The organism is Micromonospora sp. NPDC004551 (genome assembly GCF_040609975.1).
GTDB lineage: Bacteria > Actinomycetota > Actinomycetes > Mycobacteriales > Micromonosporaceae > Micromonospora.
In genome coordinates, this window is record NZ_JBEXLM010000019.1 from 15,780 (window position 1) to 38,420 (window position 22,641).

The following is a 22,641-nucleotide window of genomic DNA, read 5'->3' on the forward strand; positions in this document are numbered from 1 at the left end:
CGGTCCCGGCACCAGGGCCCCGGCAGGGTGCGCCGCCGCGCGCCCGCCTCCCCTTTGGGCGGCGGGCGCGCAGGCGCCGGTTCAGTAGCAGAAGGTTTCCCAGGTGCCGATCTGCGACGCCTTCGTCCGGGCGCGGAGCATGCCCTGCGACGCGCCCGTGTAGTCCTCCTCCGCCGCGACGAAGAGCCCGTTCGAATTGGCCCGGATCTGGCCGCAGTGGCCCTGCCCCGGCTCGATGTCGCTGTAGAAGAGCTCCCAGGGACCGAGGTTGACCTCGCCCGTCCGGGCCCGCAGCATGGCGTAGATCGTGCCCTGGTACGCCTCCTCGACCGACACGTAGTTGTGGTTGCTCTGCGACCGGATGGTGGTCACCTCGCTGTACGGGTCGCGGCAGAGGGTGAACAGCTCCCAGGGACCGACCGAGGCGGAACGCGCCCGCAGCTCGTACTGCCGGTCGCCCGTGTACTGCAACTCCATCGACACGTACTTCGTCAGGCCATACCGCTTGAACGAGACGTTCTGCCAGCACGGTTCCGGATGCGCCAGGGCCGCCGTCGTCACCTGCCCCGACACTGCCGCCGCCGCCCTCGCCGTGGCCTGCCGCTGGCGTTCCAGCTCCGGCGAACCCGTGCCGGCGGGAACCAGCACCGGCCTGGGCACCGCCGCCGAGCCGGCGCCGGGCGAAGCGGCGTGGACCGCGGCGGGGAACAGCAGGCCGCTCAGGACGACCGCCGCGGCGAGGCCGCCGCGCAGGATGTTCCGGAGCATCGTTCCTCCCGTGTGAAGTCTCACGAGTGCCCTCCCCGTCAGTAGGAGCAGTAGGGCGAGTCCATGATGTCGATGGCGACCGCGTAGCCGTACGGCTCGAGGTACATGAGTTCGTCCGGCTGGATGCAGACCCAGTTGCCGTCCGCGTAGTAGATCTTGGCGCCGTCGTCGTTCCGGCTGTTGAAGACCCAGTCCGCGCCCCGGCTCCGCGAACCGAGCGTCTGGTAGTAGGTGTCCTGGAAGGACGCCGTGGGCGGGTTGCTGTTGTACGGGCTGCCGGTGGTCCAGAAGCAGACCCGGGGATACGTGCAGCCGTATGCCGAGCCGGCGTGCGCCGGGGTGGCCGCGAACCCGGAAGCCGCGATCATGGTGCCTGCGAGGAGCCCGGCGGACACGAGCCGGGCCGTGCGCTTCGCGCGCTGCGAGGTGCCTCCGCGCATGCTGTTACCTCCTGTCTCCGAAGGGGATCGGGCCGGATCGGATCGGCCCGGAAGCCACGATGGCAGGCGCCCGGTCGGCGGCGACAGGAGCTTGACCGGCGGTTGACCGGCGACCGGCCGGACGTGTCCTGATCCCGACTCATGGCACCGGATCGGCGCCGTGGACTTCGATGTGCGCCGATGTCCACGTACCCTCGGGTTCACAGGAGATCGACCGGCGACATCGGCCGGAGGATGCCCGAGGCGGAGACGCGGATGCACATGATCGGCGACGCCCTGCGTGCCCACCGGCGGGCCCTGAACCTCTCGCAGGAGGAACTCGCGGAACGGGCCGGGTTGAGCGTCCGGAACCTGCGGGCCATCGAGATCGGCCAGGTGCGTACGCCCCGGCAACAGACCGTCCGGATGCTCGCCGACGCCCTCGGCCTCACGCCCACCCAGCGGCAGCGGTTCTACGCCCTCGGCGGGGAGCCGGCCGCGGCGTTCCCGGGCAACCCGGTGGCGTCACCACTGCGACCCGTGCCGGCCCAGTTGCCGGCCGACATCGACCTGGTGGGGCGCGGCGACCCGCTCGGCCGGCTGGACCACCTCGTGGCCGGCCGGCGGGCCCGGGCCGCCACGACGATCGTGGTCGTCGGACCGGCGGGCATCGGGAAGACCAGCCTCGCCGTGCACTGGGCCCACCGGGTCCGGGACCGGTTCCCCGACGGCCAGCTATTCGTGGACCTGCGCGGATTCGACCCGCGGCAGCCACCGCTGGCGACGGGGCTGGCGTCGGCGGCCTTCCTCGACGCGCTCGGCGTGCCCGCACCGTCGATGCCGGCCGACGACATCGGGCGCACCGGTCTGCTCCGCAGCCTGCTCATCGACCGGAGGATGCTGCTGGTCCTCGACAACGCACACGACAGCGAGCAGGTCCGTCCCCTGCTGCTCGGCGGGCCGGGCTGCCTGGTGCTGGTCACGAGCCGGGACCGGATGCTCGGGCTGGTCGCCGGCAACGCCGCCCACTCGGTCGAGCTGGGCCCGCTCACCCCCGAGGCGTCCCGGCAACTGCTGGCCGGACGGACCGGCCCACCGGCGCGGGCGGCCGACTCGGTCGCCCTCGACATGATCACCGGCGCCTGCGGTGGCCTGCCGCTCGCCCTCACGGTGGCGGCCGCCCGGATCACCAGCCGGGTGTCGATGCCGCTGCGGGAGATCGCCCGGGAGCTGACCGGGACGGGGAACCGCCTGGACGGGTTCGCCAGTCGCGACAGCGCCACGGATCTCCGGTCCTGCCTGGACGGCTCGTACCAGCTCCTCAGCGAGCCGGCCGCTCGACTGTTCCGCCTGCTCGGCCTGCACCCGGGCCCGGCCACCGCGGTCGCCGCCGCCAGCCTCGCGGGCGTCCCCGTCGACCGGGCCCACCCGCTGCTCACCGAACTCCACCAGGCCAACCTGCTCACCGAGCAGGCCGACGCCCGCTACCACCAGCACGATCTGATCGCCGCGTACGCCGCCGAACTGGTTCGCGCCGACGACCGGCACGCGGGGCTGCGGCGCCTCTGCGACCATTACCTGCACACGGCGATCGCCGGCGCCCGGCTGCTGGAACCACGACGGGAGCTGCCCGCGGTGCGGGCACCCGCGGCGGGCACCGCGGTGCTGCCGCCGGCAACGGCCGAGGACGCGCGGCACTGGTTCGTGGCACACCATCCCACCCTCCTGGCGACGGTACGCCTGGCGGAGGCGCACGGTCTCGCGACCGTGGCCTGGCAGCTCGCCTGGGTCCTGACCGCGTTCCTGTCCCGGGGCGGCCACTGGGCCGACCAGCTCACCGCCCACCGGATCGCCCTGCGGGCCGCCACGGCCGACGGCGACCGGCTCGGCATGTCGTACGCCTATCGGGGCCTGAGCCGCGCCTACCTGCGGCTCGGCCGGCCGGACGCGGCGGAGGCCGCGCTGCGCCGGGCGCTGCGCCTCGCCGCCGAACTCGGCGACCAGAGTGGCCGGGCCCGCGCACACCACGGGCTGTCGGTCGCCGCCGAGAAGCGGAACGACCTGCGTGCCGCCCTCGACCGCAGTCGGCGTTCCGCCGCGATCTTCGGCGCCGTGGGGAACACCAGTGCCCGCGCGGAGGTGCTGAACGGCGCGGGCTGGCTCAACCTGCTGGCCGGACACGTACCCCGGGCGATGCGGCAGATCCGGACCGCGCTCGTGCTGCTGCGGCGCTTCGGGGAGCGGCACGGCGAGGCGAGCGCCTGGGACAGTCTCGGCTGCGCCTACGCCGAACTCGGTCACCGGGAGGCCGCCGACCACTGCTTCCGGCACGCGCTCACGCTCTTCGTCGACCTCGGCGACCGCTACTTCCAGGCCGAGGCGCTGGTGCACCGGGGTGACAACCGGTGGGACTCGGGCGACCGGGCCGCCGCGCGGAGGCACTGGCAGCGCGCCGCGTGGATCCTGGCCGAGCTGCATCACCCGGAGACGGCCCGGGTCCGGCACCGGCTCGCCCGCGCCGACAGCGATCCCCCCTGCGAGGTTCCGGGGGCCGCCGCCGGGCGCCCCGCCGACCGGCGCCGGCGGGCCGTGGCGTCCCGGCGCCCACGAGGCGCCGTGCGCACACGGCGGTTCTCGCCGGTGGTGTGGCCCTAGCGGGTGAAGCGCTACCGGGGCGTCAGCACGCAGAACTCGTTGCCGTCGGGGTCGGCCAGCACCACCCAGCTCACGTCACCCTGGCCGATGTCGATCCGCTTGGCCCCGAGGGAGAGCAGCCGGTCGACCTCGGCCTGCTGGTCGCCGTCGGCCGGCGGGGCGAGGTCGAAGTGCAGTCGCTGCTTGCCGGTCATCGGCATGAACGGTGGACCACCCCACGAGATCTTCGACCCACCGAGCGGAGACTGGATCGCCGTCTCCTGATCCTGGTCCCAGACCAGCGGCCACCCCAGCGCCTCGCTCCAGAAGTAGCCGACGTCCTGCGAACCGTCGCAGGACACCGCTCCGATGAACCCGCAGCCGGCAAGGAACTTGTTGCCCGGGCCGATGACGCAGAACTCGTTGCCCTCGGGATCGGCGAGCACCACATGGTCGTCCTCGGGATCCTGGCCGATGTCGATGTGCCGCCCGCCGAGTTCGAGCGCCCGGGCCACCTTGTGCCGCTGGTCCTCCAGCGACTCGCTGGTCAGATCGAAGTGGACCCGGTTCTGGCCGACCTTCGGCCGCTCGGTCGGCAGGAAGCGGATCCGGAACCCGGTGTCGTCACCGGGCAGGAGCACGAAGCCGTCCTCCGGGTCATCGGCCATGTCCCGGCCGAGGAACCCGGACCAGAACTCCGCGAGGCGCCGAGGCTGGTTCGCGTCGAAGCTCAAGGCGAACAGTTGACAGGTCATCCCTCTGCTCATCTCCGATCCGCTGACCGATCGCTGCCGAACGCATCGCCCGCCGGCTGACCGGCAGCCTAGGGTGAGCCCGCCTCACCCGCAGCCGAGTATTCGGCGCCCACGAGGCCCCCGGGCACCCTCGAACAGCGGTACGGTGCGGCGATGTCCGCCGGTGCCGCACGACCGCTGATCTTCGTCGACATCGACGGCGTGCTCATCCCGCTCCGGGCCCGCTCGACCGGAACGACTCGCCGGTCGAGCGGCGACCTGCCGGATGCTCCCGACGACTCCGGCAATCCACTGCTGGAGCGACTCGATCCCCTCGACGGCCGGCGCCTGCTCGCCCTGTCGGGCGAGCTGGTCTGGGCGAGCACCTGGATGGCGGAGGCGAACGAGGTGGTCGCTCGGCGCTGCTGCACCGCGTCGACCCGCACCTCGGCCTGACCGGCACGGACCTCACGGCGGTACGCCAGTGGCTCGAACATCGGGACGAGGCCGCCTGAGGTAGCTTGCACGGTCATGGCCACGACCGCCGACATCCGGCACGCGCTCGCCGGCCTCGCGGACCCGCGGCGGGCCGAGGGGCTGAGCCGGTTCCTCCAGATGACCCCCGGCGGGTACGGCGAGGGCGACCGGGCCATCGGTGTCTCCGTGCCGGAGCAGCGCAGGGTGGCCGCCCGGTACTGGCGCGACCTGTCCCTGACCGAGGCGGCGGAGCTGCTGACCGATGCCGTGCACGAGGTGCGGCTGACGGCGCTGTTCATCCTGGTGCGGAAGTTCGCCAGGGGCGACGAGGAGGAGCGGGGCCGGATCTTCCGCATCGTCCTGGCCAGCACGGGCCACATCAACAACTGGGACCTGGTGGACTCGTCCGCTCCGTACATCGTCGGCCCCTGGCTGCTGGACCGGGACCGGGGCGTCCTGGATCGGTTGGCCGGGTCGGACCTGGTGTGGGACCGGCGCATCGCGGTCATGGCGACGTTCGCCTTCATCAGGGCCGGCGACTTCTCGTGGACCTTCCGCCTCGCCGAGCGCCTGCTGGGTGACCCGCACGATCTCGTGCACAAGGCGGTGGGCTGGATGCTGCGCGAGGTCGGCAACCGGGACCGGGCGGCGGAGGAGGAGTTCCTTGCCCGGCACTACCGGGCCATGCCGCGCGTCATGCTGCGCTACGCCATCGAGAAGTTCGAGCCGCAGCGCCGACGGGAGTACCTGTCCGGCGCGATCTGACCGGTCCCGGTCCGCACAACTCACGGTTGGGGCTCGCCACCAGGGCGGTTGTTTGTCTCGCAATCGCGACCCTGCTTCGATCACCGGGGCCAACGGCAGGTGGTCTGAGGAGGTGCGGAGCGTGGTGGCCAGACGGTCCCTGGGTCGGCGGTTCGGATGGCTCTGGGCGGCCTACGCGGTCAGCGCCTACGGCTCCGCGTTGGGGTTCGGCGCGATCCCGCTGATCGCTCTGCTGGTGCTGGACGCCAGCCCCGCTCAGGTGTCCGCGCTGTCGGCGGTGGGACCGGCCGTAGGCGCCCTCATCGCGTTGCCGCTCGGGCCGTGGGTGGAGTTTCGCCGTAAGCGCCCGGTCATGATCGCGATGGACCTGGCCCGCTTCGCGGTCATGATGACGATCCCGGTCGCCTACGCCGCCGGCCGGCTCAGCTTCGTCCAGTTGCTGATCGTCTCGGCCGCGGTCGCCGCCGCCAAGATCACCTTTCAGGCGGCCAGCGGCGCCTACCTCAAGGCCATCGTCCGGCCGGACGACCTGCTCGTGGCCAACGCGAGGTTCGAGTCGACCACGTGGAGCTCCATCGCCGTCGGCCCGCCGCTGGGCGGCGCGGCCGTCGGCCTGTTCGGGCCGGTGACCACCGTGGTGGCCGACGCGCTCAGCTACCTGCTCTCCGCGCTGGGCCTCACGGCGATTCGCGACCGGGAGGAACCCCCGCGGCGAGCCGACCGGCGCCGCGTCCGCGCCGGCGAGCTGCTCGACGGCTGGCGGCACCTTTTGACCCATCCCGGCCTGCGCCCGCTCTACCTCAACCAGCTGCTCGTCAGCGGACTGATCATGGCCACCGAGCCGCTGCTGGCCGTGCTCCTCCTCGGCGAGCTGGGGTTCCCGCCCTGGCAGTACGGCCTCGCCTTCGCCGCACCCTGCGTCGGTGGGCTCATCGGCTCACGCCTCGCCCGCCGCGTCGTGGCCCGGTACGGCCGGCACCGGATCCTCCGCACGGTCGGCACGCTGCGCGCGGTCTGGCTCATCGGCCTCGCCTTCGTCCCGCCCGGCATCGCCGGTCTCGTGACGGTGATCGCCGTCGAGGTGGCGATCATCATCAGCATGAGCCTGTACAACCCGGTGCTCGCCACCTACCGGCTCGAACACACCCCCACGGACCGCGTCGCCCGCACCCTGTCGGCCTGGTCGATCAGCAGCAACGCCTGCATCGCCGTCCTCAGCGCGCTCGGCGGCCTGCTCGCCGGGGCCACCAGCCCGCGCACCGCGATCACGGTCGCCGGGCTGCTGATCCTCGCCAGTCCGCTGCTGCTGCCCCGCCGCCCGGATCGCGCCCCGGTGACCGGCCCCACCTCGGCCCGACCACCGGCGGGCGTATCGCCCGGAGCCAGGGCCGGGAACGGCTGAGCAAGCCCTCAGGCCAGCAGCGTCTCCCGCATCCTGGCTCCCAGGTTGATGGCGTCGACCACTCGCGGACCGCTCGGGTCGTGCACGTCGACGGTGTTGTTGCGGCGCATCAGCTCGCGGACGGCCGGTGGCAGCCGGGGAGGATCCTCCATGGTCGCGAGGACCCGCCCGGCGGTCGAGATGAGCCGGGCGGCCAGGGCGGCGGCGTCGGTGTCGACGCGTACCCGCCCGTACTCCCAGCCGGCGGTGGTGAGGTCGAGCAGCTCGAACACGCCGGTCACGAGCGGGATCGGGTCGGTCACTCGGTCGAGCCGGGCCGCCCGTCCGCCGACCACCGTGACAGCCCCGGCCACCTGGGCGTACGGGTGGAAGCCGCCCGGCAGCGCGAACAGTGGCCACCGCAGCGCGTGGCCGGCCTCCTTCCACAGCGGCCGGTAGTTCCGGCGGTGCACCAGAAGCCGGCGCCCCGTCCGCCGGTGCACGTCGTGGGCCTGGGCCAGCAGGTCCGCGTGGGCCTGGTCGGCGACCTCGATCACGATCCGGGTCGCCACCACCAGGCCGTCGTCGCCGTCCAGCTCCCGGGTGACCGCCTCGACCTGGTCGGGGAACCGGATCCGCGCGTGGGCGCCGTACCGGTGCCGGACCTCCCGCAGCAGCGCCTGCTGCCGCTCCGGATCGAGCTGGACCCGCCCGCCACCCAGCAACCGCTGGAGCCAACGCATGTCGCCTCGTTTCAGCAGAGCCGTCCCGGACCGCGGCAATGCTAGTGCGTCGGACCTCTCTCGTATGGTGATGGGGTGGCGGACCGATCCCTGACCCTGATGGCGGTGCACGCGCACCCCGACGACGAGGCGACGAGCACCGGCGGCATCCTCGCCCGCTATGCCGCGGAGGGGGTCACGACGGTGCTCGTGACCTGCACCGACGGGGGCTGCGGCGACGGGCCCGGCGGGGTCAAGCCGGGCGACCCGGGGCACGACCCGCAGGCCGTGGTGGCGATGCGCCAGGCCGAGCTGGTGGCCAGTTGCGAGGCGCTGAAGGTCACGCACCTGGAGACGCTCGGCTACGCCGACTCCGGGATGATGGGCTGGGCGACCAACGACCTGCCCGAAGCGTTCTGGAACACGCCCGTGGCGGAGGCGGCCGACCGGCTGGCCGAGTTGATCCGGCGCTACCGGCCCGACGTCGTCGTCACCTACGACGAGAACGGCTTCTACGGCCACCCGGACCACATCCAGGCGCACCGCATCACCATGGCCGCCGTCGAGCGGACCGGCATCCCCGCGAAGGTCTACTGGACCACCGTGCCCCGCAGCGCGTTCCAGGAGTTCGGCCGCGTCATGAAGGAGATCGGCGTCGAGTTCCCCGAGCCGGACGGGTCGGACGAGATGCCCCCGCTCGGCCTGCCCGACGACGAGATCACCACCTGGGTGGACACCAGCGCCTACGGGGCGCAGAAGTTCGAGTCGCTGGCCGCGCACGCCAGCCAGGCGGAGAACATCTTCTTCCTTCAGCTGGGTCAGGAGCGCTTCACCGAGCTGATGGGCGTGGAGACCTTCGTCCGGGTCCACGACACCACCGGCGCGCCGGAGCGCGAGGACGACCTGTTCGCCGGCCTGCGCTGAGCCCGGGAAGCCGGCACGAGGGCCTCACAGCTCGCCGCGGACCAGCCGGATCAGCCGGTCCAGGACGCGACCCTCGCTGATCCGGAGGCCGTCGTGCTCGTACTCGTCGGTGACCCAGGTGCGCAGGCGGCGCACCGAGCGGGCCGTGGCGAGCGAGTCGTCGGTGTCGACGTACATGTCGTCGTGGTAAACGGCGGCGGCCACGGGGACGTCGTTGCGCGCCAGTTGGTCCGGCTCGTAGAGGTCGGGCCAGTCCGCCCGCTGGGCGAGCAGCTCCGCCGCCTCGGCCAGCGGGGCCAGGGCCGGGTCGGTGGCGAACATCCACGGATAGATCATCTCGCCGGTCAGCAGCACCGGGGCGCCCTCGGCCAGGGCCCGGTCGGCGTCGAACCGCGGGAACTCGGCGCGTACCGACTGGGCCGCCCATCCGGTGCCGTGCGGGGACGCCGACCGCTGACCGTAGATCGACTCGTGCAGGACGGCGTAGAGCGGGCGGCCGGCGAACGAGAGGTGGCTCTCGACCTGGGCGAGGAACGGGTCGGAGAACGGGTGGCCGGGCAGGAGGCTGTCCTCGAGCAGGTAGTGCAGCGTGTGGGACCCGCTGCCGGTGCCCAGCATGATGCCGAGCGCCTGGAACGCCTCGGCGGTCAGCAGCCCGCCGCCGGGCAGCCGTACCTCCTGCTCCCGCAGTCGCCGCACGACGGCGCGGACCGTCTCGGCGTCCTCCGGGTAGCGGGCGTAGTGCGCCTCGACCTTGCGCTGCACCCGGGGGTAGGCGGCCCGGTAGACGGCCTCGGGCGTGCTGCGCAGGCCCGGGAGGCCCCCGGTCACGAAGGCCTCGCGGAGACCCTCGGGCGCGTACGACAGGTAGGTGAGGGTGCAGAACCCGCCGTAGCTCTGCCCCAGCAGGCTCCACCGCCCGGCCTCACCGAGCAGTTCCCGGCGGATCAGCTCGCAGTCCCGGACGATCGAGTCGGCCCGGAAGTGCGCCAGGTAGCGCGCCTGCGCGGCCGCGTCGCCACGCAGCGGCAGCGTGTGCCGGTCGACGGGCGTGGAGCGGCCGGTGCCGCGCTGGTCCAGCAGCAGCACCCGGTAGTCGTCCAACGCCCGGTTCAGCCAGCCGTCGCGGCCCACCGGGCGCGGTGACCGGCCACCCGGCCCTCCCTGCAGGAACAGCAGCCAGGGCAGCGGCTCCCGATCCCGGCGGGCGGCCACGACCTCGCGGGCGTACACCTCGATTCGCTCGCCGGCCGGGTTTGCGTGGTCGAGGGGTACCCGGAAGGTGTGGTCGGTGATGACGGTGCCCGGTTGGCGGTGGGTCGGCACGGGTTCCCTTTCGAACGAGGTGCGGGGCGCTGCGGTCGATTATCGGCGTGCCACGGCGCGCCACCGGCCGCCGGGCGCCCGGCGCCAGGACCAAGGTTCGCAGGTCCCGCGGTGGAAGGGGCCGGGAGTTGGTATGCCTATGGGATGGCGGAGCGTGCGGGCGACGAGCAGCCCGGGGCAGGTGACGACCAGCCGGCGGGTCGCCCCGCCGCGGGGCTGGGCCTGTTGCTGGGCGCCCTGGGGGTGGTCTACGGCGACATCGGCACGAGCCCGCTGTACGCCCTGAAGACGGTCTTCACCCTCGACCGCAACCTGACCCCGGACGCCCCGGACGTGTACGGGGTGATCTCGTGGGTCTTCTGGTCGATCATCCTGATCGTGTCGGTCAAGTACGTCATCTTCATCCTGCGGGCCGACAACGACGGCGAGGGCGGGGTGATGGCCCTGGCCGCCCTCGCCCGACGGGCGCTGCTCAAGATCAGTGCACGGCGCGCCGCCACGGTGCTGTCGCTCGGGGCGCTGGGCGCGGCCCTCTTCTACGGCGACAGTGTGATCACCCCGGCGATCTCGGTGCTGTCCGCGGTGGAGGGGCTGGAGGTGATCTCCCCGACGTGGAAGGTGGTCGTGCTGCCGGCGTCGGCGGTGGTCCTCACCCTGCTGTTCGCCATCCAGCGCTGGGGCACCGGACGGGTCGGCGCCCTGTTCGGGCCGGTCATGCTGCTCTGGTTCACCTGCCTGGGCGTGGCCGGCGCCGCCGAGGTGATCCGGCACCCGAGCGTCCTGGCCGGGCTGTCGCCGACGTACGCGGTCCTGTTCGTGGTCGAGCACCCGGTCATCGCGTTCATCGCGATGGGCGCCGTGGTGCTGTCGATCACCGGCGCGGAGGCGCTCTACGCCGACATGGGGCACTTCGGCCGCGCCCCGATCCGCCGGGCCTGGTTCGGCGTCGTCTTCCCCGCGCTGACGCTGAACTATCTCGGCCAGGGCGCACTGATCCTCGCGACGCCGGAGAGCCGGGCGAATCCGTTCTTCCTGCTGCTCCCGGAGTGGGCACAGCTGCCCATGGTCGTCCTGGCCACCGTGGCCACGGTGATCGCGTCCCAGGCGGTGATCTCCGGCGCGTTCTCGGTGTCCCGGGAGGCCATGCGGCTGGGCTTCCTGCCGCACCTGCGCATCCGGCAGACCTCGCGCCACCAGTACGGGCAGATCTACGCCCCGGGGGTGAACTGGGGCCTGTTCGTGGCGGTCCTGGTGGTGGTGTTCGCGTTCGGCTCGTCCACGAACCTCGCTGCCGCCTACGGGGTGGCGGTCACCGGCACCTTCATGATCACCACGACCCTGTTCCTGGTCGTCGCGCGAGCGCGCTGGCGCTGGCCCACCTGGCGGCTGTGGGTGTTCGGCGTCGTCTTCGGCAGCATCGAGCTGACCTTCTTCACGGCGAACCTGGCCAAGGTCACCCACGGCGGTTGGCTGACGCTGCTCATCGCGGGCGCCCTGTTCACGGTCCTGCTGACGTGGCGGCGCGGAGCCGAGCTGGTGACCGCCCGGCGGATCGAACGGGAAGGGCCACTCGCCGAGTTCATCGACACCCTGCACACCACGAACATCCCGTGGGTGCCGGGCACCGCGGTGTTCCCCCATCCGAACAAGGAGACGACGCCCCTGGCGCTGCGCGCGAACGTCGCGCACTTCCACGTCCGGCACGAGCGAATCGTGATCATCACGGGTCGTACCGCCAACGTCCCGCACCTCCCCTGGGACAAACGCCTCACCATCGACGACCTCGGCGACCCGAACGACGGCATCATCCACATCGACGCCCTCTTCGGCTTCCAGGACCCCACCGACTTCCCCGAGGTGCTCCGGCGGGCGGCCGCCCACCCGCTCGCCAAGGGCGTCAGCCTCGACCTGGACCAGGTCTCCTACTTCGTCTCACGGATCACGCTGCGGTGCACCCGCCGGCCCGGCATGGCCGTCTGGCGCAAGCGCCTGTTCATCGCCCTCGCCCACAACGCCGCCAGCCACACCGAGTTCCTCCACCTGCCCGAGGAACGCACCATCGTCCTCAGCGCCGAGGTCGCGGTCTGATCGATCGGGATCAGCGGTCGCCGAGTGCCGCCCGGGCCGCCGCATCCTGGCGCGCCAGAATGCGGCGCCAGTCCCGGACGATCGAGGGATCGGCGCCGAGCACCTCGGTCTGGACCACGGCGAGCCGGGTGTACGCGATCCGGAGGTACCCGGTGCTCGTCTTGCACCGCGTGTCCGCCCGGGTCGCCGGGTGCGTGCGTACATCGGATCCGGCGGGCAGCGCCGCCAGCAGCCGCAACGGATCCGACGCGGTGATGCCGGTCCGCTGCATGCACCGCTGCCACTCGCGGTTCGCCGCCTGGAACTCGGCGTCCCGATCGAGAAGGTCCCGGGACCGCTGCTCCGCCTCGAACAGCAGGACCCGCAACTGGATCCACCGCTGCCGCGCGTCACCCATCAGCCGCTGCTCGGCCTCGGCGAGGCACCCGGCCCCCGGTCGGGACGCGGACAGCCACTTCCCCCTGCCCACCAGGCGCTTCTTCGGGTCACCGTAGAGCGCCCGGGTGTAGGCCGCCGCATCCGGCCGCTGCTCCTCCCGTACGGCTGGGGCCTCGCCGGTGTCGGGCGAGTCGAGCGACTCCAGGCCGAACGGGCGCGGACCCTCTGCCGGTTGACCCGCCGCTGCCGGCGGTGGGGCGGTGTAGGTGAAGCCCAGCCTGCCCATGCAGAGGCCGACGAGACGCTGCTGGGCGGTGTCGATGCGCTCGTCCGCACTGCTACGCGTGTAGACCAGCCGGTAGATCGGTGGCGTCGTGCGCAGCTGCGCGAGCGCCGGCTCCGGCCGATCGGCATTATCGGCCGGGGCGGCCGACGCCCCGAGAGCCCACCCGGCGTTCGCGACAAGGAGAACGAGCAACACGGTACGGGCGAGCCGCCCGCCCGGCGACCGCCGGCCGCCGGACGAGCCCCGCCCGTCGCCGGTCAGAAGCACCGGATCGAAGTGGCAGGCCGCAGGCGCAGCGAGCTCACCTCGTCTCGCTGACCGACCCAGTTGCCGTTGATGCCGTCGTCCGACAGCTGGGAGGCGTTGACCGAGCTGCCCGGGTTGACGCAGAACACGAGGCCGCCACCGTAGTTGATGTCGTAGTAGTAGTGGCTCTCGTAGCCGCCGGTGCTGGAGTTGCTGGCCGACCACACGTTGTCGCTGACGACCACGCTGGTGCCGGTGAAGTAGTCGTCGGTGAAGTTGCTGTCACTGTTGAAGTACGAATGCCGCGCGCTGCCCAGCCCGGCCACGAAGACGCAGTGGTTGCCCGGGTCGCAGTACGGCCCAGCCGACGCCGGCGCCGCCGCGATCAGACTCCCGGCGACGCCGACGCCTGCGAGACCGGCGGCCAGCCCGAGCCGCTTGAGCATTCCTGTCCTCACGATGTCCCCTCCCGCACATCCATGGAGGCTGATCCCTCCGGCCACCACGGTCACAGCTCGCACAGGGGGCACACCAGGAGAATGACCGGCGACATGACGGCGGAGCCCGTCGCCGGCGAACCGCCGCCGGACCGGGGCGAGAACACTTCGGTCACCGTCGTCGTCACGAGCGGACTCGTGACCGAGACCGACCGCGGCGTGCAGCGCGTGAACGTCCTCGTGACGACCGACGTCAGCCACCGGGAACCGGGTGCAGTGGCTTCACCCTCCGGCGGCAGCCCGGACCTCGTTCTCGCCTGCGGCGAGCCGGACGCGCCCATGATCCGCTACCCGGCCCCCTTCCTCTCGGTCGGCGCCGAGTAGCAGCCGTCCTGCCGCCGGCGGTGTTTTCTCCGGCGCCGGCCTGGGCACGTTGAGTTGATGGACGCCGGGTCGATGCTGGACGGCCGCTACCGGCTGCTGGACCGCCTGGGAGCCGGCGGCATGTCGGTGATCTGGCGTGCCCACGACGAGGTGCTCGGGCGCGACGTGGCGGTGAAACTGCTCTCTCCGGAGCTGGCGGCCGACCCGCAGTTGCTGCACCGGATCCGCGCCGAGGCCCGGTCCGCCGCGCGGCTGCGCCACCCCAACATCGTCGAGGTGTACGACTACGGCGAAGCCGCCGACGGCGACGGTCCGCCGGTGCCGTACGTGGTCATGGAGGTCGTCGAGGGCCGCTCGCTGGCTCAGCTGCTCAGTGGCGGTCCGCTGCCCTGGCGGGTGGCGGCGCTGGTCTGCGCCCAGGTCGCCGCGGCACTGGCCGCCGCCCACCGTCGGGGCATCGTGCACCGGGACGTCAAGCCCGGCAACGTGATGGTGGCGGGCGCCGGGGTGAAACTTGTCGACTTCGGCATCTCGGCGACCTCCGGTGACCCGGACGGGCTGTCCGAGGGGCTGCTGGGCACCCCCGCGTACCTGGCCCCGGAGCGGCTGGAGCGAGGCGCGGTGCAACCGGCCACCGACGTGTACGCCCTCGGGCTGCTGCTCTACCGGGCCCTGGCCGGCCGGCTGCCCTGGCGGGCCTCCACCACCACCCAGATGCTGACCGCCCATCGCTACCGGGAGCCGGCCGCGTTGCCGGACCTCCCCGACCTGCCCGACGCCGTCGGCGACCTGTGCCGGCGGTGTCTGACCAAGGATCCGGCCGAGCGCCCGCCGGCGGCCGAAGTGGCCTCCGTCCTCGGTGCCGCCGCCGGGGTGCCGGCGACCACTCTCCTGCTCCCCGACTCCGCGGACACCAGCGAGCCCACCCCGACCCGTCTCTGGGTGCCGTCCCTCGGCCCGGTGGCCGCCGGCCTCGCCGCATCGCCGCTCGTCGCCGTGCCGCTCGCGGGCTGGCGAGGACTTCCGCCGAGGAGGCGGGCGGCCGTCGCCGGTGCGGTCGCCACGACGCTGCTGGCCGGCGGGACCGCCGTCGCGCTGTCGTCCGGTGGGTCGTCCGGTGAAGACCCCGCCCCGATGCGAACCCCGGCCGCCGTCGTCGGCATCGGTCAGCGCAAGCCGGAGTGCAGCGTCCGCTACGCCCTCGACCGGGTCGCGAACGGCCGGTCCTCCAGCCGGGTCACCGTCACCAACACCGGGACGGTGCCGATCGGCGGCGCCCGACTGGCCTTCAGCCTCCCCGACCGGCAACGCCTCGTGCAGGGCTCACCCGGCACGTGGCGGCAGAGCGGCGACTCGGTGCAGGCGGCCATCGGCGACCTGCCGCCCCGGCGGACCGTCACCGCCACCGTGGCGGTGACCTACCGGGAGGCCACCTCCCTGCCCGGCCAGTTCCGGCTGAACGACACGCCATGCCGCAGCTCGTTCGCCGTGGCCGGGCAGACCAGCCGGCCCACTCCCCGCTCCGGCGCCACGGAGGACGGCAGGAAGGGCGGGAACGGCACGGGCGGGGACGGCAAGAAGGGCGGCAAGAAGAAGGGCGACGACTAGACCTTCGGCCCTTTCACCTGCAGCTATGGACGAGCGGCCCATGCCTGTACGTCCGCGACGCGCCTACGCTCGGTACGGACGCGGCGTAGCGCCTTGGCTGGTGTCTGGAGGCGGGCCATGGTACGCAGAGGTCTGGCTGTGCTGCTGGGCGCGGCGTTGGGATTCGTGGGGCTGACCGGGGTCGCCTCGCCGGCCCGGGCGCTGCCGACCCCGAGCGGTTACTCGATCACCGGCGTCGACGTGTCCTACTTTCAGGGACCATCGCTCGACTGGGCCGCGATGGCCCGGGGCGGCGCGAAGTTCGCCTACATCCGGGTCAGCGAGCAGGACGGCCGCGCGGTTCCGCACAACAATCCCGACCCCTACTACGCCACCAACTCTGCCGGCGCCCGGGCCAATGGCCTGTACACCGGGGCGTACCACCGTGCCCGCCCCGACCTGAGCAGCGGCAGGCAGCAGGCGGACGTCCTGCTCGGCTTCGCCCCGTACGTCGCCGACGGCCGCAGCCTCCCGCCGATGCTGGACATCGAGTGGCCCCGGTCCGACTGGGGCCTCGACGACTGCTACAACATGACCCCCGCCCAACTGGTGGCCTGGGTCCGGGACTTCGTCACCGAGATCGCCGTGCGCACCGGCCGGCAGGCCATGATCTACACCAACATGAACTGGTGGAATCCCTGCACGGGCAGCAGCCAGAGCTTCGCGGCGAACCCGCTGTTCATCGCGAACTACTCCCAGAACCCGCCGCCGTTGCCGGCCGGCTGGGCGTCCTTCACGATGTGGCAGCACGCCGCGGGCGCCTCCGTTCCGGGCTCCGACTTCCCCACACCCGACCTGGACGTCTTCAACGGCGATCACGCCGCGCTGGCCCGGCTGCTCGGCGGCCCCGCGACCAGCCTGCTGGCGACCGTCAACAACCGTTACGTGACCGCGGAGAACGCCGGTTCCTCAGCGCTGATCGCCAACCGCACCGTGCTCGGTCCGTGGGAGCAGTTCGACCGGATCGACGCGGGCGGAGGGTTCGTGGCGTTCCGCGCCCGGATCAACGGCCGGTACGTCACCGCGGAAAGCGCCGGCGCCGCACCGCTGATCGCCAACCGCACCGCCGTCGGCCCCTGGGAGAAGTTCCGCGTCATCACCAACACCGACGGCACGACCAGCCTGCTGTCCAACGCCGACAACCGGTACGTCACCGCGGAAAGCGCCGGCACCAAACCCCTGATCGCCAACCGCACCGCCATCGGCCCCTGGGAGAAGTTCCGGGTCGTCACGCCGCCGGCCCCGGTCAGCCTGCTCGCCGTCGCGAACCTCCGCTTCGTCACGGCAGCCGGCGGCGGCGCCTCGGCCCTGATCGCCACCGGGACCATGACCGGTCCGGCGCAGCAGTTCGACCAGATCGACGCGGGCGGCGGGTTCGTGGCGTTCCGCGCCCGGATCAACGGCCGGTACGTCACCGCGGAAAGCGCCGGCACCGCACCGCTGATCGCCAACCGCACCGCCGTCGGCCCCTGGGAGAAGTTCCGCGTCATCACCAACACCGACGGCACGACCAGCCTGCTGTCCAACGCCAACAACCGGTACGTCACCGCGGAAAGCGCCGGCACCAAACCCCTGATCGCCAACCGCACCGCCATCGGCCCCTGGGAGAAGTTCGTCCCGATGACCGGCTGACCGCCTACGACTCTCCAGGGTCGATCGGGAAGCGGCCGCGGCGCCACTGGAAGTGACGACCGGCCTTCAGGTGGTCGACGACCGCGCGCTGGAGCACGGTGCGGCGCGGCAGCTGGTCCAGCGGCGTGGTCAGGGTGCGGAACACGAAGCGCAGCACCTCGACGTCGCCGTCCAGCCCTTCCGGCTCCTCGTAGGGCTCCAGCTCGAACCTCCGCTGGAACCGGGCGATGTTGGAGTCCCCGGGCAGATGTTCCAGCAGCTGCGGGTCGAGCAGCCACGAGCCGCAGGCGAAGGCCGTGTAGCGCTCGTCGGGAAAGTGGCGCGGGAAGAACGCGCGAGCCTCGTCGAGCGACGCCTCGACCGCCTCCGGGGTCAACGGCCCCGAGTCGGGGATGTGCAGGTCGATGGCGTTGCTGTCGCCGCGCTGGTGCTGCAGCCGGCCCAGCTCGTAGAGGCCGCCGCGCGTGTGCAGGGTCAGCCAGCTCTGCATGACCGGCCAGCCCTCGCGGTGCATCCGCCGGTCGATCGCGAGGTTGCGGCCCAGGTCCGCGAGGGTCGCCCACGACACGGCATCGGGGACGCCGTGGTCGCGGTGGTACCCGCGGACGACATCGACCAGTGCCAGGTACGCGTACACGTAGAGGTGGCGCCAGGCGGGGCCCCGGTCGCGTGGCAGCGCCGGACCGGGCGGCAGCCAGCCGTGGCCCCCGAGATCGGCACGGACCAGGGCGATCGAGCGGTCGAGCAGCCAGCGCAGCTCCGGCGTCCACAGCGCGGAACCGGCGTCGGGCCAGCCTGCCATGATCTCGGCGGCGTCGTCCGGCCGTACCGCCAGCCGGTCGAGGATCGACGGCACGTCGGCCCTGGCGGGCAGCGGAGCCGACGGCCGGTCGCCGGCGAGCCGGTGTACGCGGTCGACCTCCTCGACGGGTACCCCGAGCCGGGCGGCGGTGTCGTCCAGATCCACGCGGACGACCCTACCGACCAGCGGGGGCCGCGAGGTAGGCGTCGGGGCGTGCGGTGAGGCATTTTCGGGTACGGATGCGGGACGCGGCCGGCCTCGCCGCTGTGTGCCCGGTGGGAATGTCAGGTGAGGTCGCGGCGCATGGGGAGGACGACGGCGATCAGGGCGGCCGCGAGTGCGTACCCGGTGAGCAGCAGCGCGCCGGCGGCCGGTGGCAGTAGCTGGACGGGGGTGCTGCCGAGCTGTTGTGACATCGCGTCGGCGAGGTAGGTGAAGTCGGTGAGGGCGGCGGTGGCGCCGCCGGGAAGGACCGGGTACAGCGCGTTGACGCCCGGGATCATCATGAGCACGGGTTCGCCCAGGTACAGGTAGCCGATCACGATGCAGAGGGCCACGACCTGGTTGCGGAGCAGGGCGCCCACGCCGACGCCGATCAGCAGATACACGACCATGGCGAGGCCGATGCGGGCGAGCAGGGCGAGCACGGTGCCGGCCGGAAGGCCGAGCGGGACGCCCCGGGCGGCGGCGACCCCGAAGAGCGCCCCGGCTGCCGTGCCGGCGAGGATCAGGCCGTACGCCAGCCCGGCGATGCCGTAGGCGCTGAGCTTGGCCACCAGGACCCGCCATCGACGCGGCGCGAACAGGAACGTGACGGCGGCCGTGCCGTTCCGGTATTCGGACGTGACGGCGAGGGCGCCGACGGCGGCCGGCACGAAGGCGGTGTAGCCGAGGATACCCAGGATCGAGCGGACACCGGTTTCCGTGTCGAGGCCGGGCATGGGTGGGTCGAAGTTCTCCGGCCCGGCCAGCGCCATGGCGCTCATCATGCCCCCGCCGAGCAGTGCGGCGGCGAGCAGTAGCCCGCACCACATGCGGGTGGCGAGCAGCCTGCGGACCTCGGCTCTGATCAGGTGACTCATGGCATGGCCGCCTTGTCGGAGGTCAGGTGGAGGAAGAGTTGTTCGAGGCTGGTGTTATCGGTGACCAGCTCGTGCACCCGCAGCCGGTGCGCAGCGGCGAGGTCGGCCACGTCCGGTGAGTCCAGCCCGTGCACCCGGAGCCGACCGTCGCCGACGGCTTCGACCTGCGGTGCGTCGCCGTCTGGTCGGCCGCCCCGCAGGACGGCGGCCAGACGGTCGGCGTCCGGGGAACTCACCAGCACCGCCGGCGGTCCGGCCAGCCGCGACCATGGCCCGGCGGCGACGAGTTCGCCGCGGCGGATCACCACCAGGTTGTCGACGAGCTGCTGCATCTCGCTGAGCACGTGGCTGGAGATCAGGACGGTCCGTCCCTCGTGGGCCAGCCTGCGCAGGAACCCGCGTAGCCACCGCAGGCCCGCGGGGTCCAGGCCGTTGCTCGGCTCGTCCAGCAGGAGCACCCGGGGATCGCCGAGCAACGCGGTGGCGAGGGTGAGCCGTTGCCGCATGCCGGTGGAGAATCCGCGAGTGCGGCGGTCGGCGACCTCGCCGAGGTCGAGCAGATCGAGCAGCGCGGCGACCCGACGGTCCGGATAGCCTCCCATCGCGGCGTAGACGCGCAGGTGGTCGCGGGCGGTGTGGCCGGGGTGGAACGCGTTTCCGCCGAAGACCGCCCCGACGGTGCGGGACGGCTGCGGCAGCCGTGCGTAGGGCAGGCCGCCGATCGTCGCGGTGCCGGAGGTGGGCGACACGAGGCCGGTCAGCATCCGCATGGTGGTCGTCTTGCCGGCGCCGTTCGGGCCCAGGAACCCGGTGACCACACCCGCGTCGACGGTGAAGGTCAGCTCACGCACCGCCGTGGCCCCGCCGTACCGCTTGGTCAGGTGCGAGACCTCGATTGCGAGGCCGTCACCACTCATGCCCGGGCCGCCATCGCGCGTGCGATCGCGTCCGCGACACGGGGCGCGGCCGGGTCGGAGAGCACGACCTCGTCGAACCGGCCACCGGTGGCTGCCTGGTCCAGGACGAGGTGCAGGCCCGGCTCACCCCGGCGTGCTGCCACGAGCTGACGGGGACCGCCGAACAACCCCCACACACCGATCTTGAGGTAGCCGGACACCACGACTCCGCGCCGGCCGCCCCGCGCGAGGCGCAGCGGGTCGGCCACCAGGACCGCGTGCCGCACCCCGTCAACCGGAACCGCCAGCCTCTCCCGCCCGGTCCAGATCCGCTCCCATCCGGTGAACCGGATGTCGACGAGTTCGTCGGTAACCGTGACCGATGCCATCAGCCACTCCCTTCCGTCGTGCCGGAGCCCTGTTCCCGTTCCGGCGTCTGTTGTGGGGTGTCGCGGGCTGCCGGCTGGTCGGCCGGCAGCAGGATCGTGGCCAGCAGCCGAGGCACCCTCCCCTTGCCGGGCTCGTTACGCAGCAGCGGGCCGACGACCCGGTTGAGGTCGGCGGCGAACGTGGCCAGCTCCGCGTCGGTCAGGTGGAGCACGAGCTGCTGGTAACCGACCCCGTCGGCGGCGAAGTCGATGTGGTCACGGGCCAGGTAGCGGGAGAACTCCGACAGCAGGCTGGACACGAAGGCGGTGAAGTAACGGGCGTGGTCCTCGGGCGTCGCGGTGGCCAGGGCTGCGGCATCCGCCGTCGCACCGTGGGCCGGCAGGGCGTAGACGCGCTCCAAGGCGCCGCGGATCCTGCGCTCGTCCACCACCTCGAGCAGGCCCGCCTTGACCAGCGTCGCCAGGTGCCGGTACAGCGTGGCCTGCGGGACGTCCGGCAACAGCGCCGCCAGGTCGTGCGTGGTCAGCCGCGCACCCGCGACGGCCCGCAGGATCCGGATGCGCACCGGATGCAGCGCCAGGTCGGCCCACCGTTCCCTCGACATCTCCACGCGCCAACGATATCACTATCGAGAACGATAATGTGCGGCGCTCTCTCGCTCCTGCGGCCGAGCCGGCGACTGGTCATCGACGGATGTCCGGCACATACTTCTCATTGACAGGGCCGCCACACGAGGTGCGGCGGATCGGTGCGGGCTACCCGGAGGTGGTCATGCGCCCAGCGGCGAAGGTTCGCGCCGGTCTGGTCGCCGGGGCGCTCGGCCTTGCCCTGGTCGCCTGCCAGTCCGCGCACGCCCCCACGCCCGGGCCGTCCACGCCTGATGCGGCACGTTCGATCCGGCCCGCGCCCGGCGGATCGGGTGGCGGATGGGTCGCGTCACCGTCCACATCGACCGCGCCGCCGAAGGTCCCGGGCACGTCACTCGCACCGGCACCGTCCGGGCCGGCCCCGACCAGGTGGGCCGGCCTGACCGGGCGGCAACTGGCCGGGCAACGGATCATCTACTCCTACCCCGGGTTGACGCCGCCCGCGAGCCTGTTGCGGATCATCCGCGCCGGTGAGGCCGCCGGGGTGATCTTCTTCGGGGAGAACATCGCCAGCAGCGCCCAGATCGGTTCGGTGATCGCCCAGCTGCGCCGAGCCCAGGCGCAGAGCCCGGTCCACGTGCCGCTGCTGCTGATGGTCGATCAGGAGGGTGGCCTGATCCGGCGGTTGCCGGGGGCGCCCGCGCTGTCCGAGAAGCGGATCGGCCGGTCCGCCGATCCGGTGGCCGCGGCGACCGCGGCGGGCACCGGAGCCGGCCGCACGCTCGCCGCCGTGGGCATGAACGTCAACCTCGCCCCGGTTCTCGACGTCTACTCCACCGCGGGCAACTTCATCGACCAGTACCAGCGCTCCTACAGCGCGGACCCCGGCACCGTCGCACGCCTGGGGCGGGCGTTCATCACCGCCCAGCAGCGCACCGGCGTGGCCGCGACCGCCAAGCACTTCCCCGGACTGGGCTGGGCGGCAACGGCACAGAACACCGACACCGGGCCGGTCACCCTGCCCCGATCGCCGGCCACGTTGCGCGGGACCGACGAGTTCCCGTACCCGGCCGCCGTCGCCGCGGGCGTCGACCTCGTCATGGTGTCCTGGGCCATCTACCCCGGGCTGGACCCGAGCCGCCCGGCCGGCCTGTCGCCGACCGTGGTCCGGCAGGAACTGCGCGGCCGCATCGGGTTCACCGGAGTGACCGTCACCGACGCCCTGGAAGCCGGTGCGCTGGCGAACTACGGCAGCACCGGCCGGCGCGCGGTCGCCGCCGCGGCCGCCGGCATGGACCTCATCCTGTGCTCCGCCCGGGACGTCGGCCAGGGCCAAGCCGCCACCGCCGCCCTGGTCGACGCCCGGACCGGGGGCCGGCTCGACGCCGCCGACTTCCTCGCCGCGGCGGATCGGGTCACCGACCTGCGGGCCCGTCTCCACTGACCGCCTCCTGAGGCGGCCGTCCGCCGCGGCTCCACCCGCGGCGAACCGGCCCGGGAGCGTCGACTCTGCACGCCTCAAGTAATGCTCAAATCCAGTTCGGCCGATCCGTCGGAGCGACGAACCTGCATACGCTCACCGCACCAGGCTCACTCACGGTCCTCCCCGATCCCGTCACGGCGGCGACCACCGTCG

At 72.6% G+C, this 22,641-nt stretch carries 22 protein-coding genes; 10 read left to right on the forward strand and 12 right to left on the reverse strand.

Annotated elements, in window-relative coordinates; genetic code table 11:
• Positions 1-81: 81 nt before the first annotated feature.
• Positions 82-768, reverse strand: coding sequence for a hypothetical protein (locus tag ABZW14_RS21755; RefSeq protein WP_355349319.1), 687 nt, complete (start codon positions 766-768; stop codon positions 82-84).
• Between the two features lie 38 nt (positions 769-806).
• Positions 807-1,208: a hypothetical protein gene (locus ABZW14_RS21760; RefSeq protein WP_355349322.1), complete on the reverse strand. Its 402-nt coding sequence runs from the start codon at positions 1,206-1,208 to the stop codon at positions 807-809.
• A 255-nt stretch (positions 1,209-1,463) separates the two neighbouring features.
• Between ABZW14_RS21760 and ABZW14_RS21765 the strand changes: the two genes are divergently transcribed.
• Positions 1,464-3,842, forward strand: a complete 2,379-nt coding sequence (locus ABZW14_RS21765; RefSeq protein ID WP_355349324.1) for a helix-turn-helix domain-containing protein — start codon at positions 1,464-1,466, stop codon at positions 3,840-3,842.
• 11 nt (positions 3,843-3,853) lie between these two features.
• Here the strand turns inward: ABZW14_RS21765 and ABZW14_RS21770 are convergent, their stop codons facing one another.
• On the reverse strand, positions 3,854-4,588 hold the full coding sequence (locus ABZW14_RS21770) for a VOC family protein (RefSeq protein ID WP_355349327.1): 735 nt from the start codon (positions 4,586-4,588) through the stop codon (positions 3,854-3,856).
• A 141-nt stretch (positions 4,589-4,729) separates the two neighbouring features.
• Between ABZW14_RS21770 and ABZW14_RS21775 the strand changes: the two genes are divergently transcribed.
• From ABZW14_RS21775 to ABZW14_RS21785, 3 genes are all read left to right on the forward strand, one after another.
• Positions 4,730-5,011, forward strand: coding sequence for a hypothetical protein (locus ABZW14_RS21775; protein WP_355349330.1), 282 nt, complete (start codon positions 4,730-4,732; stop codon positions 5,009-5,011).
• A gap of 75 nt (positions 5,012-5,086) precedes the next feature.
• Positions 5,087-5,797, forward strand: a complete 711-nt coding sequence (locus ABZW14_RS21780) for a DNA alkylation repair protein (protein ID WP_355349333.1) — start codon at positions 5,087-5,089, stop codon at positions 5,795-5,797.
• A 121-nt stretch (positions 5,798-5,918) separates the two neighbouring features.
• A complete protein-coding gene (locus ABZW14_RS21785; RefSeq protein ID WP_355349336.1) occupies positions 5,919-7,199 on the forward strand; it encodes an MFS transporter in 1,281 nt (426 codons plus the stop codon).
• An 8-nt stretch (positions 7,200-7,207) separates the two neighbouring features.
• Here the strand turns inward: ABZW14_RS21785 and ABZW14_RS21790 are convergent, their stop codons facing one another.
• Positions 7,208-7,921, reverse strand: a complete 714-nt coding sequence (locus ABZW14_RS21790) for a hypothetical protein (protein WP_355349339.1) — start codon at positions 7,919-7,921, stop codon at positions 7,208-7,210.
• Between the two features lie 75 nt (positions 7,922-7,996).
• Here ABZW14_RS21790 and ABZW14_RS21795 point away from each other — a divergent pair, with 75 nt between their 5' ends.
• Entirely contained in the window at positions 7,997-8,824 is an 828-nt protein-coding gene (locus tag ABZW14_RS21795; RefSeq protein ID WP_355349342.1) for a PIG-L family deacetylase, read from the forward strand.
• A 24-nt stretch (positions 8,825-8,848) separates the two neighbouring features.
• On the opposite strand, the gene ABZW14_RS21800 is transcribed toward ABZW14_RS21795, so the two are convergent.
• Complete coding sequence (locus ABZW14_RS21800; protein WP_355349345.1) at positions 8,849-10,150, reverse strand: alpha/beta fold hydrolase; 1,302 nt, start codon at positions 10,148-10,150, stop codon at positions 8,849-8,851.
• A gap of 144 nt (positions 10,151-10,294) precedes the next feature.
• Between ABZW14_RS21800 and ABZW14_RS21805 the strand changes: the two genes are divergently transcribed.
• Positions 10,295-12,238 (forward strand): KUP/HAK/KT family potassium transporter, encoded by a 1,944-nt coding sequence (locus ABZW14_RS21805; RefSeq protein ID WP_355349348.1) that lies wholly within the window; start codon positions 10,295-10,297, stop codon positions 12,236-12,238.
• Between the two features lie 10 nt (positions 12,239-12,248).
• Here ABZW14_RS21805 and ABZW14_RS21810 read toward each other — a convergent pair whose 3' ends face one another.
• On the reverse strand, positions 12,249-13,169 hold the full coding sequence (locus ABZW14_RS21810) for a hypothetical protein (protein ID WP_355349351.1): 921 nt from the start codon (positions 13,167-13,169) through the stop codon (positions 12,249-12,251).
• On the reverse strand, positions 13,160-13,606 hold the full coding sequence (locus tag ABZW14_RS21815; RefSeq protein WP_355349354.1) for a hypothetical protein: 447 nt from the start codon (positions 13,604-13,606) through the stop codon (positions 13,160-13,162). Before ABZW14_RS21815 ends, ABZW14_RS21810 begins: the two co-directional genes overlap by 10 nt.
• Positions 13,607-13,699: 93 nt before the next feature.
• Here ABZW14_RS21815 and ABZW14_RS21820 point away from each other — a divergent pair, with 93 nt between their 5' ends.
• From ABZW14_RS21820 to ABZW14_RS21830, 3 genes are all read left to right on the forward strand, one after another.
• Entirely contained in the window at positions 13,700-13,969 is a 270-nt protein-coding gene (locus ABZW14_RS21820; protein WP_355349357.1) for a hypothetical protein, read from the forward strand.
• 57 nt (positions 13,970-14,026) lie between these two features.
• The gene (locus tag ABZW14_RS21825; protein WP_355349360.1) at positions 14,027-15,577 is read left to right on the forward strand and encodes a serine/threonine-protein kinase; all 1,551 of its coding nucleotides are present in this window, start codon (positions 14,027-14,029) and stop codon (positions 15,575-15,577) included.
• Positions 15,578-15,694: 117 nt separating this feature from the next.
• Complete coding sequence (locus tag ABZW14_RS21830; protein ID WP_355349363.1) at positions 15,695-17,248, forward strand: GH25 family lysozyme; 1,554 nt, start codon at positions 15,695-15,697, stop codon at positions 17,246-17,248.
• Between the two features lie 4 nt (positions 17,249-17,252).
• On the opposite strand, the gene ABZW14_RS21835 is transcribed toward ABZW14_RS21830, so the two are convergent.
• The 5 genes from ABZW14_RS21835 to ABZW14_RS21855 form a co-directional block, all read right to left on the reverse strand.
• Positions 17,253-18,215: an acyltransferase domain-containing protein gene (locus ABZW14_RS21835; protein ID WP_355349366.1), complete on the reverse strand. Its 963-nt coding sequence runs from the start codon at positions 18,213-18,215 to the stop codon at positions 17,253-17,255.
• Between the two features lie 119 nt (positions 18,216-18,334).
• Positions 18,335-19,132, reverse strand: coding sequence for an ABC transporter permease (locus ABZW14_RS21840; protein ID WP_355349369.1), 798 nt, complete (start codon positions 19,130-19,132; stop codon positions 18,335-18,337).
• Positions 19,129-20,049, reverse strand: coding sequence for an ATP-binding cassette domain-containing protein (locus ABZW14_RS21845; protein ID WP_355349372.1), 921 nt, complete (start codon positions 20,047-20,049; stop codon positions 19,129-19,131). The genes ABZW14_RS21840 and ABZW14_RS21845 overlap by 4 nt, the downstream gene beginning before the upstream one ends.
• Positions 20,046-20,417, reverse strand: a complete 372-nt coding sequence (locus ABZW14_RS21850) for a hypothetical protein (RefSeq protein ID WP_355349375.1) — start codon at positions 20,415-20,417, stop codon at positions 20,046-20,048. The genes ABZW14_RS21845 and ABZW14_RS21850 overlap by 4 nt, the downstream gene beginning before the upstream one ends.
• Complete coding sequence (locus ABZW14_RS21855; RefSeq protein ID WP_355349602.1) at positions 20,417-21,022, reverse strand: helix-turn-helix domain-containing protein; 606 nt, start codon at positions 21,020-21,022, stop codon at positions 20,417-20,419. Before ABZW14_RS21855 ends, ABZW14_RS21850 begins: the two co-directional genes overlap by 1 nt.
• Before the next feature lie 167 nt (positions 21,023-21,189).
• Between ABZW14_RS21855 and ABZW14_RS21860 the strand changes: the two genes are divergently transcribed.
• The gene (locus tag ABZW14_RS21860) at positions 21,190-22,449 is read left to right on the forward strand and encodes a glycoside hydrolase family 3 N-terminal domain-containing protein (RefSeq protein ID WP_355349378.1); all 1,260 of its coding nucleotides are present in this window, start codon (positions 21,190-21,192) and stop codon (positions 22,447-22,449) included.
• Positions 22,450-22,641: the final 192 nt, after the last annotated feature.